Below are 16620 nucleotides of genomic sequence, written 5' to 3' on the forward strand. Positions count from 1 at the left end.
GCCGCCCGGCCGACGGGCTCCAGACCCAGTGCGCGAAGCCCTGCACCGCGCGGCTCTGGCGGCGTCCCGAGCAACTGCTTCGAGGCAGGACCGATCAGCGCCTCCTCGTCCCGGGCGGGATCACCACCTCCATCCGCTCGGTCACACCACCCCCTCGGCCCGTGCCACCGAGACCGCCGGGGGACGTACGAAGACGTCCAACCAGAAGTCCTCCTCGCGGTGCTGCGCCAGCGTCGTCAGGAAATCGGCCTCGGCCAGGCGCTGGTGGACGTCGATGCCGTCCAGTTCCCAGTCCTCGATCGGGTGCATCCAGTGGCAGGCAACCAGCACGCCGTCCTCGGCCAGACTGCCCGCGACCCGCTGCAGGAACTCCTCGAGTGCTCTGGGGCTGAAAAAGTAGCCGGTCTCGGAGAGCACGACTAGGTCGAAGCTGCCCGCGGGCCAGTCGCGGGGCAGGTTGGACCACGCCACGTCGGCGCGGGTACCGGCGAGCTGCCGGGAGGCTGCAGCCACGGCGGTGGTGGAGACATCTCGCGCCACCAGCTCATCGACCCGTCCGGCGAGGTCGAGGCTGAGCCGCCCGGCCGAACAGCCGACCTCGAGCGCCCGAGCGAATCGCCGCCGGGGCAGGGACGCCAGCAGCACCGCCCGCTTGCGTTCCTCATACCAACGGTCCTCCGCGCCCCACGGGTCGGGGCTGGCGGCGTGGAGCTGCTCCATCTCCACGGCGACGCGCTGGCCCGGCTCGGTGAGGAAGAACACTTCGGCATCGCGTCGGGAGTGCGCCAGCACGTGCTCACCGAGCAGCACCTCATCGCCGGACAAGTCCACCCGGACCGCGCTCCCGGGCCACTCGCCATAGGTGTCGCCGCGATGCCACCACCAGATCGGGTATTCCAGCAGCCGGACAGCCCTCTCGTGGGCCACCCGGGCAGCCGCCCATCCGTAGGCGTTGCGGTCGGCGTCGCCGTCGTGCCGCCACGGCGCGACCAGCAGGTCCACGCCGTCCAGCCGTTGGCGGAGCTCGGCGACGAGCTCCTCGCAGTGGTCGGCCAGCTGCCCGTCGGGCAACCTGAGGACGCCCGCGGTGATGATCTCGACCTGCGCCCCGCTCTCCCGCAGGGATGCGATGAGCCCGCCGGCGCCGAGGGTTTCGTCATCCGGGTGCGCGGCCAGGACCAGGGCTCGGCGGACGCCCGCCAGGACTTCCGGCCCCAGTCGGGGCAGCGCCGCCCAGGCGGGGGAGTCGAGCCTGTTCTGTTCGGCAGTGCCCGCGTCCCTGTGCCGGAAATCGGCGCTCACCAGGCCACCTGCAGGTTCGCGACCAAGGAGCGGCCGAGGGCGGCCTCGTCGCGTTCGGCGTGGCACTGGCGCAGGTAGACCTCCAGATCGGTGACGCGCTTGGCGTGCTGCTCGTCCTGGGTGAGGGGTGCGGGGCCCAGCCCGTGGCCCACCGACCGCAGCACCAGCTCGCAGGCGTCGTGGACGGCCAGCCGGGTGCGTCCCATCACCACTTCGCCGGGGGTCTCGTCGTCGCCGTCGGCGCGACGGGCGGCATCGGCCAGGGCGAGCCGTGCGGAGTGCAGCGCGACGTCGACCTGCCCGAGCAACATCTGGGCGACCTGGTCGGGTTCGCGCTTCCCGGCGGCGGCGCGCAGTGAACGGGCCAGCCCGACGGCGCCGCCGAACCAAACCGCCGCCACCCCGCAACCTCCCCACCAGAAGCCTGGACGCCGCAGGTACCAGCCGTCGTCACCGACCGGATCACCGGTGACGCGCTGCATCTCGATCGGGCCGGACGGCACCTCCGCCAGCCCGCGCGAGGGCCAGGGCCGGTCCAGCACCTGCACCTGCGCGAGCGGGATGGAGAACAGCCGACGAGAGTCCGGGGCGGTCCAGGCGGTGACCAGAGCGTGGCTGAGCTCCCCGGCCAGCGAGCACCACGGCTTCTGGCCCGACAGCCGCCACCCCTCGCCGGTCTCTGCGGCCTCCAGCCGCATCCCCGGGCCCTCGGCCGCGAACACCCCGTAGGTCGCGTCGGGGTCGATGCCCACCCCCGCCTGGGTGAGGATACCGATGGCGTCCAGGTGCGGTTCGACGATTCGCGCCACGCCGAGGTCGACGGCCCCGAGGGTCGCCAGCGCGCTCCACAGTTCTGCGGTCCCGCCCACTCCCGGCGTGGGGTGTCGGTCGGCGACCTCGCGCGCCAGGGTGAGGGACGCAGAAAGGTCCCCACGCGCCTGCTCCGCGCGTCCCGAAAGCTCGGTGAGCCAGGCCTCGTCGAGGCCGGAGGTGAGGAGCACGGGGGCGGCAGAACTGGCGGAATCGGTCATGGTCGCCACGATGCCAGAGCCCCGACAAGGCCGCTGGCCCCCAAAAGAGGAAGCCGAGCACAGTGGGATATCTCCAACACCAACGAGGAGGAACCTACGTTAGCGTAGGTAGCCGTACCCGCGTGTGGAGGTCCCGATGAGTGCACTGGTCGGAGTGAGTGATCCGACTGATCGGTGGAGGTCGCTCGACCCCTCCGACATGGTCCAGCTGCTCACGCCGGAGGGCGAGCGCGTCGAGCATCCCGACTTCAGTTGGCAGGGGGACGCCGCCACGCTGCGCGGCCTGCTGCGTGACATGGTCCTCGCCCGTCGCTTCGACGCGGAGGGCACCGCCCTGCAGCGCCACGGCGAACTCGGCCTCTGGCCCCCGCTGCTGGGCCAGGAGGCCGCCCAGGCCGGTGCCGCTGCAGCCCTCCGCCCGAACGACTTCGTCTTCCCCTCCTACCGGGAGCATGGGGTCGCGTTGGCCATGGGCGTCCCGGTGTCGGAGATGCTGAAACTATGGCGCGGCACGGGGCAGGGCGACTGGAACCCGCAGACCTTCCGCTTCAACCTCTACACCCTGGTGATCGGCTCCCAGACCCTGCACGCGACCGGCTACGCGATGGGGTTGCAGCTCGATGGCGCCGAGGGTGCGGCGGTGCTCGCCTTCCACGGCGACGGCGCCTCCAGCCAGGGCGACGTCAACGAGGCCTACGTTTTTGCGGCCTCCTACCACGCGCCGGTGGTCTTCTTCTGCCAGAACAACCAGTGGGCGATCAGCGAGCCGACCCATCGCCAGACCCGCATCCCGCTCTACCAGCGGGCGCGCGGCTTCGGTTTCCCCGGCATCCGAGTCGATGGCAACGACGTGCTGGCGGTGCAGGCGGTCACCGAATGGGCCATGGCACGCGCCCGGCGCGGCGAGGGGCCCGCCTTCATCGAGGCTTTCACCTACCGCATGGGGGCCCACACCACCTCCGACGACCCGACCAAGTACCGACTCGCCGACGAGGACGAACACTGGCGTGGCCGTGACCCCATCGAACGGGTCAAGACCTACCTGGCCAGCATCGACGAGCTTGACCAGGCCTGGCTCGACGACCTGGACGCCCAGTGCGAGGACTTCGGCGCAGACGTGCGGCGCGCCTGCCATGGGCTTGAGGTCCCGGACCTGGCCACCGCCTTCGACCGCGTCCATGCCGAGCAGACGCATGAACTGAGGGCACAGAAGGAGCAGTACGTGTCGTGGGCGGAGTCGTTCGCATGAGCACCCTCACGCTGGGCAGGGCGCTGAACGCGGGCCTGCGCCGGGCCCTCGAGGCCGATCCGAAGGTGCTGCTCGCCGGGCAGGACATCGGCGCCCTGGGCGGAGTGTTCCGCATCACCGAGGGCCTGCAGCGGGACTTCGGCGAGGACCGGGTGATCGACTCCCCCCTGGCTGAGTCCGGCATCATCGGCACGGCCATCGGTCTTGCCATGCGCGGGTACCGGCCGGTGTGCGAGATCCAGTTCGAGGGTTTCGTCTTCCCGGGGTTCGACCAGATCGTGACCCAGCTGGCCAAGTTCCACTTCCGTTCCAATGGGGCGATTCGGCTGCCGGTCGTGGTCCGGATTCCCTATGGCGGCGGCATCGGCGCGATCGAGCACCATTCGGAGTCCCCGGAGTCCTATTTCGTGCACACGCCGGGGCTGAAGGTGGTCACCTGCTCCCATCCGGCGGATGCCTACTGGATGATCCAGCAGGCCATCGCCTCCGATGACCCGGTGATCTTCTTCGAGCCCAAGCGTCGCTACCACGAGAAGGGCGAGGTCGACGAGGCCGCCAGCCCGATGCCGCTGCACCAGGCCCGGGTCGCGCGTCTGGGGCGTGACATCACCCTGCTCGCCTGGGGCCCGCAGGTGAAGACCTGCCTTGAGGTGGCCTCGATCGCTGAGGAGGAAGGTCGTTCGGTCGAGGTCGTCGACCTGCGCTCGCTCAGCCCGATCGACATGGTGACCATCACCGACTCCGTGAAGCGCACGAAGCGAGCGATCGTGGTCCACGAGGCCCATCGGACGCTCGGAGTCGGTGCCGAACTGGCCGCGCGCCTCGGCGAAGAGTTGTTCTACACGATGGAGGCACCCGTGCTGCGGGTCACCGGCTACGACACCCCCTACCCGTGGAGCCGGGTGGAGGAGGACTGGCTGCCCAATGCCGACCGCATCCTGGACGCCATCGACGAGTCGATGGGCTACTGACGACCGGGCTACTGAGGAGTACTGACCGATGAAGGAATTCCTGCTGCCTGACCCGGGCGAGGGGCTGGTCGAGGCCGAGATCGTCGCCTGGCATGTGGCTGAGGGCGACCACGTGAAGGTCAACGACGTGGTGCTGGAGGTGGAGACCAGCAAGTCGATCGTCGAGCTGCCGATCCCGTGGACCGGGACTGTCGCGCGCATCCTGGTCGCGGCCGGGCAGACGGTGCCGGTCGGGACGCCGATCGTCGTGATTGACGACGGTGCCCAGCCCGAGCAGGAGGACGACAAACCGGAGCCGCTGTTGGTGGGCTACGGCGCTGCTCCGTCCAGCGGACGCCACCGTCGCTCCCGGGCCCGGTCCTCCACGAAGGGCAATGGCGCTGCCAACGCCCATCAGGCGGTGGCGGACGCCTACGGGCAGTCCGCGCCCTCACGGCGTCCCGATGACGTGCACGAACCCCATCGCGTCCAGGCAGAACCCCACGGCGACCCCCTGCCCACCCCCGGCGATCCGGCTCGCGGCACCGACCTGGTGCTCTCCGGGGTCCCCGACCCAACCCTGGCCAAGCCGCCGGTCCGCAAACTTGCCAAGCAGCTCGGGGTGGACCTCGACACGGTCGTCGGCACCGGCCCACAGGGCTCCATCACCCGCGCCGACGTCGAGGCGGCTGCCGCCCTGGCAGCACTCGGGGCGATGGGCTCGGCCCCCCGTGTGGAGGAGCGGTCGTCGACCGGTGAACGACGCATCCCGATCAAGGGCGTCCGCAAGGTGACCGCCGAGGCGATGATTGCCTCCACCAGCACCCATGTGCACGTCACCGAGTGGGTCACCATCGACATCACGGCCACCATGGAGATGGTCGAACGCCTCCGCGCCCGTCGCGAGTTCGCCAACCTGCGCGTCAGCCCGCTGCTGCTCTACGCCAAGGCCTGCTGCCTGGCGATGGCCAACACCCCGGAGATCAACGCGTCCTGGGACGAGGACAACCAGGAGATCGTCCTCCACGGGGACGTGAACCTGGGCATCGCCGCCGCCACCCCGCGTGGGCTGATGGTGCCCAACATCAAGGGCGCCCAGCAGATGAACCTGCTTGAGCTCTGCCGGGCGATCAATGCGCTGGTCCAGGTCTCCAAGGAGGGCAAGCTCCAGCCCGCAGACTACGGCGGCGGCACCTTCACGATCACCAATGTCGGCGTCTTCGGCGTCGAGTCCGGCACCCCGATCATCAACGGCAACGAGTCCGCGATCCTGTGCATGGGCTCGATCGACCGCAAGCCGTGGGTGGTGGGCGAGGGCGCCGACGAGCGGGTCGAGCCGCGCTGGGTCACGACCATCTCGATCTCCTTCGACCACCGCCTCATTGACGGCGAGCAGGGCTCACGATTCCTGCGCGAGGTGGCCGACCTGCTGCAGGATCCCGAGCTCGCCATGCTGTACTGAGGGGCGTGATGACGACTCCCCTTGCCAAGAGCGACGAACGCGTCCCGGTCCTCGAAATCGGGGGGACGCACGTGGTCGCCGCGTGGGCCAGTTCTGCGGGCGCTGTCGAGGTGGTCTCACGGCAGTCCCTGCACAACATGGCGCCCGCCGACGAGTTGGCGCGGGTGATCACCGATGCCGGCCGGGAGCTCGGCGCGCCGGAGGGGGCGGTCTGGGGGGCCGCCATCCCCGGACCCTTCGACTACGACCGGGGGATCGGTGACTTCACCGGGGTTCCGAAGTTCGACCACTGGCATGGCCACGACGTCGGCGCGGACCTGCGCGCAGGCCTCGGCGCCGGCGCCATCCACTTCCTGAACGATGCGGACGCCTTCGGGGTCGGCGAGGCCATGGCCGGCGCCACCCAGGGGTTGCACCGTTCGATCGGGCTCACCCTGGGTACCGGCATCGGCTCCGCCTTCGTCGTCGACGGCGTGCCGGTGGTGACCGGCCCCGGCATCCCGCGCCTGGGCGAGGTGCACACCCTCCACCACGGGGGCCGGCCGCTGGAGGAACTGGTCTCGCGCGGCGCCATTCGCGAGGCCTGGCGTGAGGCCACGGGTGAGTGGGTCGAGGTCAAGCCGATCGCCGAGGCGGCTCTTGCCGGTGACGAGGTCGCTCTGAAGATCTTCGACGACGCCTACCGGGTGCTGGCCGAGGTCATCGAGCCGGTGGTGCACGAGTTCGGCGCCGAGGGCCTGGTCATGGGCGGTTCGATTGCCCGCTCGACCGAGCTGGTGGACAGATTCTTCACCGCCCGGATGCACTTCGCCTACGGCTCCCCGGTGCCTGTCTGGTTCTCCCCGGACGCCGAGCGCAGCGCCATCGTCGGGGCAGCCCACTGGGCGCGTGCGGCCGAGGCCGGGGCGCGCTATCGCTGAGCCGCCGAGCGGTGGATTCGCTCGACGCGCGGCGCGATCAGACAGGTCACCTCGTAGGTGATGGTTCCCATCAGCTCAGCCATCTCCTCGGTGCTGATGAACTCCTCGCCCTGGCCGCCCAGCAGAACGACCTCATCGCCGACCTGGTCAGCCGAGTCGGGGCCGAGGTCAACCATGCACTGGTCCATGCAGATCCGCCCCACGATCGGCACGCTGCGCCCATTGACCAGCACCCGACCCCTATTCGAGTTCAATCGGCTGAAGCCGTCGGCGTACCCGACCGGGAGCGTCCCGACCCAGGTGTCGCGGTCGGCAGTCCAGGTGCGGCCGTATCCCACCGTCGTTCCCGCGGTGACGAGCTTGCGGAAGAGCAGTCGTGTCGTCCACCGCAGCGCCTGGGTCAACTCCACCGAGCGCGGGGTGGTGGCGTCCGGGTAGTAGCCGTAGACCGAGACCCCCGGACGCGCCAGCGTGAAGCCGTCCAGGTCCTCCGCCCCCAGGATCGCCCCGGAGTTCGCGGCGTGGACGAACGGCACCGGGCCGACCTCGGCCTGCACCGCCTCCACTGCCGCGCGGAAGCGGGCGAGTTGGTCGCGGGTGAAGCCGCCGTCGTCTGCCACGTCGCTGACGGGCAGGTGGGTGAAGATCCCATCCAGGCTGATGCCGGGCAGGTCGCGCACGAGTCGTGCGAGGCGGGGGGCGTCCTCGAGCGGGGCGCCGATGCGTCCCATGCCCGAATCAAGCTTCACGTGGACGCCCACCGTCGTGTCCTCGACAGCGTTCGCTGCGGTGCGAATGGTGTCCTCGTCGACGACCGTCAGGCTCAGCCCGGCCCCGACGGCGCGGGCGACCTCATCGGGCAGGCAGTGGCTCAGCTTCAGGATCGGCAGCCCGACCCCGGCATCGCGCAGCTGGATGCCCTCAGCGACGGTCGCCACGCCCAGCATCTCGACCAGCCGCTGCGACTGGAGGAAACGCGACACAGGGACGGCACCATGGCCATAGGCATTGCCCTTCACCGCCGCCAGCATCGCCGTGCCGGACGGAAGTTTCGCGCGAAGGCCGCGCAGGTTCGAGGCGATGGCGTCCAGGTCGATGGTGGCGACGACGGGAGCGGTGAGGCTCATCAGCGGGTGAGACGGCGTCGGTCGACGAACTCGCGCCGCGCGTAGGTCGCGATCTGGAAGGTCTGGTAGCCGTCGGTGAGGGCTCCGACGCCACCGCCGATCAGCGGGATCCGCTTGCCCAGGAGCAGCGGCAGCTTCTTGCCGCCGATCTGGGCGGCCAGGTGGCTGAGCACGTTGCCGGAGATCTGGTCGTCCAGGCGCGGGTCATAGGCCGGGGCGGTGGCGATCGCCATCGGGGTCGAGGGAAGGATGCGCTCGCGTACCAGGTCGGTGGCGGATTCCTCGCCCAGCAGGCACATCAGGATCGCGCTGCGGACCCGGGAATCATCGATGTCATAGCCGCGCAGGTGGGCGATCGCGGCCACCATCCGGCACTGGACGACGGTGATCCCGGCCAGGTTCGCGGGCACCGCGAAGACCGCGACGACCAGGCCGCCGACGTTGGTGGCGAACCCCTGGGCCCCGGCCAGGCTGACATGCTGGGTGACCAGCGAATCAATGGCACCCTCACGGTCCATCTTCTTGCCCAGGTGGGTGGCGGCCGACTGCCGTGCGCCCGGCAGGTTGGCGCCGCCGACGATGGCGACGTCGAGCACCTTGCGCAGGGCACTGGAATTGATCCTGGTCGACGCCATGATCGACTTGCCGAAATCCTTGGCGGTGGCCATGTGGTTCCTCCTTGCATCTGCCTGTCCAGAGTATGCGGAACCGGTCCGCGACCACCGGGATCGCGACCCTGAACCCACCCTCAAGTCGCATCCGGCCATTCCTGTCAGACCCTCGGTGCACACTGGAGGCATGGTGCGCGTGTTCGGTGAGGAGGCCCAGTGGCCCCGGCAGGACCTGATCGGGTTCTGCGAGGAGTTCGACCCGCCCCTGGTCCTGGCCGCCTACCAGTGCGGCGTCTTCCCGATGCCGCTGCTCGAGTCCGCCTTCTCCACCGAGATGGGCTGGTGGTCACCGATGCGCCGCGGCATCCTGCCGCTGGACCAGGTGCGCGTCACCCGCAGCCTGCGCAAATCAGTCAGACGCTACCGCACCAGCATTGACCAGGCCTTTCACCGTGTCATACGCCAGTGCGCCAATCCCGAACGCGAGGGCGCCTGGATCACCGAGGAGGTCCGCGCCGTCTATTCCACCCTCCACGAGGACGGCCAGGCCCATTCTGTGGAGGTCTGGGACGCCGAGGGCCGCCTCGTCGGTGGACTCTACGGGGTCTCGATCGGCGGCCTGTTCGCCGGTGAGTCCATGTTCCACGACCCCGAACACGGCCGGGACGCCTCCAAGGTGGCGCTGCTCAGGCTCGTCACCGAACTCGCCCGCGGCGTCGCCGCCGAAGACCTGGCCGAGCGGAGACTGCTGGACGTCCAATGGCAGACCCCGCACCTGGCCAGCATGGGTGTCATCGAGGTGCCGCGCACGGAGTACCTGCAACGACTCGACCGCGTCCTGACCGCCGGTCCACCTGATTGGAAGGGGAGCGCCGATGCCTGAACTGCCCGAGGTGGAGGCCCTGCGCGGCTTTCTGGAGGAACGCTGCGTCGGCAAGTCCATCGACAGCATCCAGTTGGCCGCCTTCAGCGCGTTGAAGACGGTGCTGCCGCCACCGGACGCCCTGCTGGGTCTGGAGATCACGGCCGTGGCGCGGCACGGGAAGTTCATCGACCTCGACGCCCAGGGCATGCACTTGATCTTCCACCTGGCCCGCGCCGGTTGGCTGGTCTGGCGCGACCAGATGCCGGACAAACCCGTCCGCCCCGGCAAGAATCCGCTGGCGCTGCGCGTCACACTGTCGGACGGATCCGGGTTCGACCTCACCGAGGCCGGGACCCAGAAACACCTCGCGGTCCACGTCGTCCAGGAACCGAACGAGGTGCCGATGATCGAGACCCTCGGGCCAGACCCGCTCGCCGAGGGCTTCACCGAGGACCAGTTCGACGAGATCCTAACCAGGGCCGGCCGTGCGCAGATCAAGGGCGTCCTCAAGGACCAGCGCACCCTCGCCGGGATCGGGAACGCCTACTCCGACGAGATCCTCTTCGAGGCCCGGTTGAGTCCATTCCAACCCGCCAGTGGGCTGGGGCGTCAGCAGCGGGACGCCCTACTGGCGACGATCCGCCAGGTCCTCACCGCGGCCGTCGCCGCCACGCAGGGGCTGGGGGCGGAGAAGCTCAAGGACTCCAAGCGCGCCGGGATGCGCGTCCACGGTCGCACAGGGGAGAGCTGTCAGGTCTGTGGCAGCACCATCGCGGAGGTGTCCTTCGCCGACTCCTCCCTGCAGTACTGCCCGGGCTGCCAGACCCAGGGCAAGAAGCTGGCCGATCGACGGATGTCGCGGCTGCTGAAGTAGTTCAGTCGCTCACGCACCGGGGCGTTCGCGGAGGGCCAGTAGCTCGTGGATCTCGTCCAGCCCCCGCTTGACGTCCTCGAGTTCGCGATCGAAGCGGGCATAGGCGGCGATGAAGGCCCCGGCCGCCTGCTCGGGCCAGCCCAACCGCAGCTCCTCCATGTGGGCAGCGAGGTCCCGCTGGACGATGTGGAGGTGGTCGGTGGCCGCCTCGACCCGGTCGGCCGCCGTCCGCAAGACCTCAGTCTCGGCGTGTTCCATGATCGTCATGCCCCCTCCTCGACCGGTCTGCAATACCTCCGACACTAGGCGGGGTTGGGGTCACGTGACCGGGATAGGCTGGCCGGGTGCTCGGATACTTCGGACCCGCCGGAACCTTCACCCACCAAGCCCTGCTGACTCTCGGCGCCGACGGGGACCACAAGCCCTTCCCCTCGGTGGTGGCCACGCTCAACGCGGTCCGGTCCGGGGAGGTCGAGGCGGCGCTGGTGCCGATCGAGAACTCCTTGGAGGGCGGCGTCTCTGCCACCCTGGACAACCTGGCCACCGAACCACTGCTCCGGATCGTCCGAGAAGTGCTGCTTCCGGTCCAGTTCGGCCTGTTCGCCCGACCGGGGACGCCGCTGCAGGACGTCCGGCAGATCGTCACCCATCCGCACGCTGCCGCCCAGGTGCGCCTGTGGTTGGCTGCGAACCTGCCCGAGGCGGTGGTGACCGAGCAGGGTTCAACCGCCGGTGCTGCCGCTGAGGTGTCCAACCCCGAGTCCCGTTTCGATGCCGCCGTGTGCGCCCGGGTGGCGGGGGAGATGTACGGTCTCGAGGAGGTCGCCAGCGAGATCGCCGACAATTCCTCGGCGGTGACTCGCTTCGTGCTGGTCTCGCTCCCGGGCCGCGCGGTGCCCCCGACCGGAGCCGACAAGACCACGTTGGTGGTCTATCCCGAGATCGATCGCCCCGGCGGTCTGTTGGACCTGCTCGAGCAGTTCGTGGCGCGCGGGGTGAACCTCACCCGCATCGAGTCCCGGCCGACCAAGACCTCCTTGGGGCAGTACTGCTTCTCCATTGATGCCGAGGGCCACATCGACGAGGAACGGATGGCCGAGACCCTGATGGGGCTCAAGCGGATCTGTCGTGATGTCGTGTTCGTGGGGAGCTACCCCCGTGCGGACCTCACGGCGCCCACCATCGGCCCTGGCGCCGCTGACGAGGACTATCGCGAGGCGCGTGCCTGGCTGGAGTCGCTGCGCGGCTGAGTGCGTCCTGCTGTTCAGCGTCGGGGCACCATCACGCTGACCGCTGCCGGGACCACCTCGGCGTCGAAGGTCGACGCGACGCCCAGGGTGTCGCCGTCGAACTGGTAGGGCATCGGCTCGGCGACGCGGATGCGGACGTGCTTGCCCTGGACCTGGGTGACCTGCTGGTCGTGCTGCCGCCGCAGGACGCCCAACCCCCACCGGAACCACTGTCCAAAGCCCGAGGGCCCGGTCGCGATGAGGTCGATCTCCCCGTCGAAGGGCGTTGCATGCGGGAAGATCCTCAGGCCGGCCTGGACCTCGCCCACATTGCCCACCAGCATCAGGGTGGCCGGATTGTCGCTGACCAGGCGGTCGTCCACGGTGATGGTGGCGGGGACCGGAGGGGTGTTGATGTTCTGGGCCACTGCCACGAAGTAGGCCACCGAGCGGACGGCCTTCTTGAGCTCGGCCCTGGTGTCGGCCATGACCTTGCCGTCGATGCCCAGCCCGCCCATCACGGCGAAGTGCTCGGCATTGCGGCGGTCGCCATCGACCGTGACGAGCACCAGGTCTATGGGTTGGGGCGAGCCCTCGAAGGCCACGCGGAAGGCCTCGTCCTCGTCCAACGGGATGCCGAGGTTGCGGGCGAGCAGGTTGGCCGTGCCCGCCGGCACGATCGCCACCGGCACGTCGCTGTGGGCCAACTCGGAGGTGACCACGCGCACGGTGCCGTCGCCACCGGCCACGATGACCAGGTCGGCGCGGGCTGCGATCGCCTCCCGCGACATGGCGTAGCCCGGGTCGGCGATCGAGGTCGTCAGCCAGAGCGGGTCGTCCCACTGGCGGATCGCCAGCTCGTGAGTGATGCGCCGCTGGAAGACCGCCTCGTCGCCCACCTTCGCAGGGTTGTAGATGACGGCGCAGACCGGGCGATCACCGTCGGGCGTCGGGGGTAGGGGCACGTGGTACCAGGCCGGCTCCTGCACCACCCGGGACGCGGCGGCTGCCGCGGCAGCCGCCATTCCGCCCACCAGCAGTCCGCCGACGATGTCGCTGGTCCAGTGGGCGCCCAGCAACCAGCGATCCAAGCAGACCAGCGCCACCGAGGCGATGGCCAGGCCGCGGATGATGCGCAACTCACGACGAGGTCGCCGGATCACGGTGGCGGTGGTGACCAGCATGATCGCGAAGGTGGTCATCAGCGCGACGTGGGTGCTCGGGTAGGACCAACCGGACTCGGTGAAGGTGGGGTCGTACCAGCGCGGCGGCCTCGGTCGACGAACGAGCACCCTGAGCAGGGAACTCGCGGCCCAGCTCAACAGGCCGCTGATCACCAGGGCCATGGACAGGTTGCGCAACCGTCGCACATGCGCCCACCAGGCTATGCCCGTGGTCGCGACGATCACCGGGATCGGCATGGTGATCACGGCGAGGGCGCGGGCCACTTCGAGCACGGCGTCCCCGACGCGGGGAGGGCGAATGGCGGTGTCGAAGGAGGCCAGCGTCCCATTGCGGGCAACCAGCCAGGTCCACAGCAGCAGGGCCAGGGTGAGCCCCACCAGCGTCCACAGCGCGAGCCGCGAGACTCGGCCTCGGGCGTCGGTGGCGGTGCTCATGGCTTGATCGTATCCGTGAAGGTGGATACGCGGTGGGCGAGCCCGGGGTCGGGCTGGATAGAGTTGCACCCATGATCGATCCACTCGTCCTGCGCAATGATCCCGACCGCGTTCGCGAGTCCCAGAAGCGCCGCGGTGAGTCGACCGAACTGGTCGACCAGGTGCTTGCCGCCGACGAGTCCCGTCGACACACCATTGCCACCTTTGAGGGGCTCCGTGCCGAGCAGAAGTCGATCGGCAAGGAGGTCGCGAAGGCCCAGGGTGAGGAGAAGCAGGCCCTGCTGGCCCGCACCAAGGAGCTGGCCGCTGAGGTCAAGGCCGCCCAGGCCGCGGCCGACGAGGCCGAGGCCACCTTCAGCGAGCTGGCCAAGCAGCTGGGCAACCTGGTGATCGATGCCGTCCCGGTCGGTGGCGAGGATGATGGCACCGTCATCGAGACCATCGGGACGCCGCGCGACTTCGCGGCCGAGGGCTTCGAGCCGCGTGACCATCTGGAGCTGGGCGAGATGCTCGGCGCCATCGACATGGAACGCGGCGCCAAGGTGTCGGGTTCACGCTTCTACTACCTGACCGGCCCCGGTGCCCTGCTGGAGTTCGCGCTGTCGCAGTTCGCGCTCTCGAAGGCACTGGAGTGGGGTTTCACCCCGATCATCCCTCCGGCGCTGGTCAAGCCCTCAGCGATGGAGGGCACCGGCTTCCTTGGTCAGGCCGCCCAGGACGTCTACCACCTCGAGGAGGACGACCTCTACCTGGTCGGCACCGCCGAGGTCCCGCTGGCTGCCTACCACTCCAACGAGATCCTGGACGCCGGCAAGCTGCCGCTGCACTACGCCGGGTTCTCCCCGGCCTTCCGCCGCGAGGCCGGCTCGTACGGCAAGGACACCCGCGGCATCTTCCGCGTCCACTGGTTCGACAAGTGGGAGCTGTTCGTCTACTGCGATCCCCAGGACGCCGAGGCCGAGCATGAGAAGCTGCTCAGCTGGGAAAAGGAGTTCATCACCGCCCTGGAGTTGCCCTTCCAGGTGCTCGACGTGGCCTCCGGTGACCTGGGGCTCAGCGCGGCGCGCAAGTACGACTGCTACGCCTGGCTGCCCACCCAGAACCGCTATCGCGAGATCACCTCGACGTCGAACTGCACTGACTTCCAGGCCCGCCGGCTGGCCATCCGCGGCCGCTTCGAGGACGGGACCAAGCCTGTCGCCACGCTGAACGGCACCCTGTGCGCCATGACCCGCATGATCATCATGCTGCTGGAGAACCACCAGCAGGCCGACGGGTCGGTGCGGATCCCCGAGGCACTGCGCCCCTACCTAGGTGGTCGTGAGTTCCTGACCCCGATCGAGAAGTAGGCAGACCATGATGGCGACTCGTGAGCTGGGGCCGGTGGAGCACATTGACTACCCCGCCTATGTGTTGCGCTTCGCCATGATTTCGGTGGGCGCGTGGGTCGTCATCCTGCTCTGGATGGTGCTCGGTGGGGCTGCTGGCTATGACTACTTCGCCCTGCAGAGCGGGCTGATGGCTGTTGCGCTGGTCTCCATGCGCCTGTTGGGACGCCGACGGGCTGGTATCGCCCACGCACTGGTGTGGGGGCTCGGTGCGCTGTCCTTCGTGGCCCTCGCCAGCGGGATGTTTTCTGAAGGTCTGGGCATGGAGCCCGTCCTGCTCTTCTACGCGGCGTTCCTACCAGCCGTGGCGGTCGCCTTCGTCACCATGCTGAGCCTGGCCAGCGGGCACCGCTGACCGACCCACCTCTCCCCGCGTAGTAGCGGGATCAGGCGAACCAGCGGTTGAGCTCGTTGCTGGTGCCGCCGTTGGCGAAGGTGTCGGTGACGTGGTTGGCATGCTTCTTCACGCCCTCGGCCGCGTCCCCGACCGCGACGCCACGGCCGGCCCACTCGAGCATCTCGACGTCGTTGAAGCCGTCGCCGACGGCCAGGACGTCCTTGGGGCGGACACCCAGCTGACGGCAGACCTGCTGCAGGCCGGAGGCCTTGTTGATGCCCTCGGGGGCGATGTCGAGCCAGCTTGACCAGCCGATGGCGTAGCTGACGCCGTGCATGCCCAGGCGGTCGGCGAGTTCCACGAACTCGGACTGGGGGACGTCGGGGTCGCGGATGATGATGCGGCTGGCGGGTTCGGCGCAGAGCTGCTCGATGGTTTCGATGCGCATCTCACCGCTCAGGTCCCCCTCGGGGAAGAGCCTGTTGAGCCGGTACCCGGCGCCGATCACTTCAACCGCGACGCGGGCGTTGGGGGCGAGCTCCATCACGCGCCGAATCACTGGGCCCGGGTCGAAGGTGGCCACGCGAGCCAGTTCGAAGGGTGGGTAGTTCACCAGGACGGCGCCATTGGAGCAGACCGCCGGGCCCGGCGGCAGCTCGAGGGTGTCGAAGATCGGCTGGGTCGCTGACCAGCCGCGTCCGGTGGAGAGGACGACAGGGCACCGGGCGTCGAGGACGCGCGCCACCGCCTCACGAATGTGGTCCGGCATGACCCCCGCATGGTCGACCAGGGTTCCGTCGATGTCGAGTGCGACCAGACGCGGTCGCCAGCGCGGGCGAATCATGCGTCCTAGCCTGCCACCAACCTTCTGAACGGGAGGTGACGAGAGGGTGGCGTGTGCGTGGCTCACGCAGCGCTGCGGGCCGCAGTGGCACGCTGGCGACGAGCGAGCACGGTGCGGTAGGCGTGCAGGACCTGCTCGAGGCTCGGGGGAACCGGGCGCGGCGTGGCGGGAGCACCGTCGCCGCTGCGGGCCTTGCGCAGGTGCCGCTTGACGGTCGACAGCGAGCAGCCCAGGCGCTGGGCGATGGACTCGAGCGACTCGTAGGGGTTGGCATTGCGCAGACGCACGACCTCGTCGTGGTCGACCTGCCGGTTGGGGCCGCAGACGCCGGCGAGGGTATCGAGGTCCTCGGGCTGGACCTTGATGCCCAGCAGGGAACGCATCTCCTGGCGTTGGCGGGGGGTGGTGCCCGCGGCGAAGCCCGCGACGTCGTGCTGGACGACGGCGGTGTAGAGGCAGCGGGTCATCATCGGGCAGTCGAGGCAGATGTTCTCCGCCTTGCGCTGCATCATCATCTGGTGGCGGCGCTCATCGACGGTGCGCGGGCTCTGGCCGTCCTCCATCAGCGGGTGCTGGAAAAGATAATCGCAATCCACGCACGCGGGTGCAGAGGTCTGTGCTGCTCCCAGGAGTGTTCCATTGCTGGTCATTGTCTGCCGTCCTTTGCGTACCGTATTTCGTCGCACCACGCCGACCCGTGGCCGAGCTGTGGTGTTCCTGTGATCGGAACGTCTTCAGCGTCCCACAAGGGCTTCGACCGCCATAGTGCTTTTCGGGTCGGTGGCTACTCGACTGCGGTGGGTACTTCTCAC

The 16620-nt window shown here is 69.2% G+C and carries 17 protein-coding genes; 9 read left to right on the forward strand and 8 right to left on the reverse strand.

Features of this window, described 5'->3' with window-relative positions:
- Positions 1 to 141: 141 nt before the first annotated feature.
- Both M3G03_RS01095 and M3G03_RS01100 read right to left on the reverse strand, forming a co-directional pair.
- The gene (locus M3G03_RS01095) at positions 142 to 1302 is read right to left on the reverse strand and encodes a bifunctional PIG-L family deacetylase/class I SAM-dependent methyltransferase (RefSeq protein WP_259807453.1); all 1161 of its coding nucleotides are present in this window, start codon (positions 1300 to 1302) and stop codon (positions 142 to 144) included.
- A complete protein-coding gene (locus tag M3G03_RS01100; RefSeq protein ID WP_259807454.1) occupies positions 1299 to 2333 on the reverse strand; it encodes an acyl-CoA dehydrogenase in 1035 nt (344 codons plus the stop codon). The genes M3G03_RS01095 and M3G03_RS01100 overlap by 4 nt, the downstream gene beginning before the upstream one ends.
- Before the next feature lie 136 nt (positions 2334 to 2469).
- Between M3G03_RS01100 and pdhA the strand changes: the two genes are divergently transcribed.
- Genes pdhA through M3G03_RS01120 form a run of 4 tightly spaced genes read left to right on the forward strand, consistent with a single transcriptional unit; the run spans position 2470 to position 6914 of the window.
- Positions 2470 to 3582 (forward strand): pyruvate dehydrogenase (acetyl-transferring) E1 component subunit alpha, encoded by a 1113-nt coding sequence (gene pdhA, locus M3G03_RS01105; RefSeq protein ID WP_259807456.1) that lies wholly within the window; start codon positions 2470 to 2472, stop codon positions 3580 to 3582.
- On the forward strand, positions 3579 to 4553 hold the full coding sequence (locus M3G03_RS01110; RefSeq protein WP_259807457.1) for an alpha-ketoacid dehydrogenase subunit beta: 975 nt from the start codon (positions 3579 to 3581) through the stop codon (positions 4551 to 4553). Before pdhA ends, M3G03_RS01110 begins: the two co-directional genes overlap by 4 nt.
- Positions 4554 to 4581: 28 nt before the next feature.
- Positions 4582 to 5994, forward strand: coding sequence for a dihydrolipoamide acetyltransferase family protein (locus M3G03_RS01115; RefSeq protein WP_259807459.1), 1413 nt, complete (start codon positions 4582 to 4584; stop codon positions 5992 to 5994).
- A gap of 8 nt (positions 5995 to 6002) precedes the next feature.
- Positions 6003 to 6914, forward strand: coding sequence for an ROK family protein (locus tag M3G03_RS01120; protein WP_259807461.1), 912 nt, complete (start codon positions 6003 to 6005; stop codon positions 6912 to 6914).
- Here M3G03_RS01120 and alr read toward each other — a convergent pair.
- Entirely contained in the window at positions 6905 to 8041 is a 1137-nt protein-coding gene (gene alr / locus M3G03_RS01125; protein WP_259807463.1) for an alanine racemase, read from the reverse strand. The genes M3G03_RS01120 and alr overlap by 10 nt on opposite strands.
- The gene (locus tag M3G03_RS01130) at positions 8041 to 8709 is read right to left on the reverse strand and encodes an EcsC family protein (protein WP_259807464.1); all 669 of its coding nucleotides are present in this window, start codon (positions 8707 to 8709) and stop codon (positions 8041 to 8043) included. The genes alr and M3G03_RS01130 overlap by 1 nt, the downstream gene beginning before the upstream one ends.
- 130 nt (positions 8710 to 8839) lie before the next feature.
- Here M3G03_RS01130 and aat point away from each other — a divergent pair, with 130 nt between their 5' ends.
- Positions 8840 to 9535, forward strand: coding sequence for a leucyl/phenylalanyl-tRNA--protein transferase (aat, locus tag M3G03_RS01135; protein ID WP_259807466.1), 696 nt, complete (start codon positions 8840 to 8842; stop codon positions 9533 to 9535).
- The gene (locus tag M3G03_RS01140) at positions 9528 to 10391 is read left to right on the forward strand and encodes an Fpg/Nei family DNA glycosylase (RefSeq protein WP_259807467.1); all 864 of its coding nucleotides are present in this window, start codon (positions 9528 to 9530) and stop codon (positions 10389 to 10391) included. Before aat ends, M3G03_RS01140 begins: the two co-directional genes overlap by 8 nt.
- 9 nt (positions 10392 to 10400) lie before the next feature.
- Here the strand turns inward: M3G03_RS01140 and M3G03_RS01145 are convergent, their stop codons facing one another.
- On the reverse strand, positions 10401 to 10658 hold the full coding sequence (locus M3G03_RS01145) for a WXG100 family type VII secretion target (protein ID WP_259807468.1): 258 nt from the start codon (positions 10656 to 10658) through the stop codon (positions 10401 to 10403).
- A gap of 77 nt (positions 10659 to 10735) precedes the next feature.
- On the opposite strand from M3G03_RS01145, the gene pheA reads away from it, so the two are divergent.
- Positions 10736 to 11641, forward strand: a complete 906-nt coding sequence (pheA, locus tag M3G03_RS01150) for a prephenate dehydratase (protein WP_259807469.1) — start codon at positions 10736 to 10738, stop codon at positions 11639 to 11641.
- Between the two features lie 14 nt (positions 11642 to 11655).
- Here pheA and M3G03_RS01155 read toward each other — a convergent pair whose 3' ends face one another.
- On the reverse strand, positions 11656 to 13239 hold the full coding sequence (locus tag M3G03_RS01155; RefSeq protein ID WP_259807470.1) for a diacylglycerol kinase family protein: 1584 nt from the start codon (positions 13237 to 13239) through the stop codon (positions 11656 to 11658).
- 71 nt (positions 13240 to 13310) lie between these two features.
- On the opposite strand from M3G03_RS01155, the gene serS reads away from it, so the two are divergent.
- Together serS and M3G03_RS01165 are read left to right on the forward strand one after the other, a co-directional pair.
- Positions 13311 to 14588, forward strand: coding sequence for a serine--tRNA ligase (gene serS / locus M3G03_RS01160; protein WP_259807471.1), 1278 nt, complete (start codon positions 13311 to 13313; stop codon positions 14586 to 14588).
- A gap of 10 nt (positions 14589 to 14598) precedes the next feature.
- Positions 14599 to 14982 carry a hypothetical protein gene (locus M3G03_RS01165; RefSeq protein ID WP_259807472.1) on the forward strand — a complete coding sequence of 128 codons (384 nt, stop codon included), beginning with the start codon at positions 14599 to 14601 and terminating at the stop codon, positions 14980 to 14982.
- Between the two features lie 31 nt (positions 14983 to 15013).
- Here the strand turns inward: M3G03_RS01165 and M3G03_RS01170 are convergent, their stop codons facing one another.
- The gene (locus tag M3G03_RS01170; RefSeq protein ID WP_259807905.1) at positions 15014 to 15781 is read right to left on the reverse strand and encodes an HAD family hydrolase; all 768 of its coding nucleotides are present in this window, start codon (positions 15779 to 15781) and stop codon (positions 15014 to 15016) included.
- 89 nt (positions 15782 to 15870) lie between these two features.
- The gene (locus M3G03_RS01175) at positions 15871 to 16458 is read right to left on the reverse strand and encodes a WhiB family transcriptional regulator (protein ID WP_259807473.1); all 588 of its coding nucleotides are present in this window, start codon (positions 16456 to 16458) and stop codon (positions 15871 to 15873) included.
- Between the last annotated feature and the right edge of the window lie 162 nt (positions 16459 to 16620).

Source organism: Aestuariimicrobium sp. p3-SID1156, from assembly GCF_025144225.1.
GTDB lineage: Bacteria > Actinomycetota > Actinomycetes > Propionibacteriales > Propionibacteriaceae > Aestuariimicrobium.

What these genes read in the sequence shown, in the direction of transcription:
- aat (WP_259807466.1), top strand. Translation starts at nt 8,840, where the DNA reads ATGGTGCGCGTGTTCGGTGAGGAGGCCCAGTGGCCCCGGCAGGACCTG.
- M3G03_RS01110 (WP_259807457.1), top strand. Translation starts at nt 3,579, where the DNA reads ATGAGCACCCTCACGCTGGGCAGGGCGCTGAACGCGGGCCTGCGCCGG.
- alr (WP_259807463.1), bottom strand. Translation starts at nt 8,041, where the DNA reads ATGAGCCTCACCGCTCCCGTCGTCGCCACCATCGACCTGGACGCCATC.
- M3G03_RS01120 (WP_259807461.1), top strand. Translation starts at nt 6,003, where the DNA reads ATGACGACTCCCCTTGCCAAGAGCGACGAACGCGTCCCGGTCCTCGAA.
- serS (WP_259807471.1), top strand. Translation starts at nt 13,311, where the DNA reads ATGATCGATCCACTCGTCCTGCGCAATGATCCCGACCGCGTTCGCGAG.
- M3G03_RS01130 (WP_259807464.1), bottom strand. Translation starts at nt 8,709, where the DNA reads ATGGCCACCGCCAAGGATTTCGGCAAGTCGATCATGGCGTCGACCAGG.
- M3G03_RS01145 (WP_259807468.1), bottom strand. Translation starts at nt 10,658, where the DNA reads ATGACGATCATGGAACACGCCGAGACTGAGGTCTTGCGGACGGCGGCC.
- M3G03_RS01165 (WP_259807472.1), top strand. Translation starts at nt 14,599, where the DNA reads ATGGCGACTCGTGAGCTGGGGCCGGTGGAGCACATTGACTACCCCGCC.
- M3G03_RS01175 (WP_259807473.1), bottom strand. Translation starts at nt 16,458, where the DNA reads ATGACCAGCAATGGAACACTCCTGGGAGCAGCACAGACCTCTGCACCC.
- M3G03_RS01155 (WP_259807470.1), bottom strand. Translation starts at nt 13,239, where the DNA reads ATGAGCACCGCCACCGACGCCCGAGGCCGAGTCTCGCGGCTCGCGCTG.
- M3G03_RS01140 (WP_259807467.1), top strand. Translation starts at nt 9,528, where the DNA reads ATGCCTGAACTGCCCGAGGTGGAGGCCCTGCGCGGCTTTCTGGAGGAA.
- M3G03_RS01100 (WP_259807454.1), bottom strand. Translation starts at nt 2,333, where the DNA reads ATGACCGATTCCGCCAGTTCTGCCGCCCCCGTGCTCCTCACCTCCGGC.
- pdhA (WP_259807456.1), top strand. Translation starts at nt 2,470, where the DNA reads ATGAGTGCACTGGTCGGAGTGAGTGATCCGACTGATCGGTGGAGGTCG.
- M3G03_RS01115 (WP_259807459.1), top strand. Translation starts at nt 4,582, where the DNA reads ATGAAGGAATTCCTGCTGCCTGACCCGGGCGAGGGGCTGGTCGAGGCC.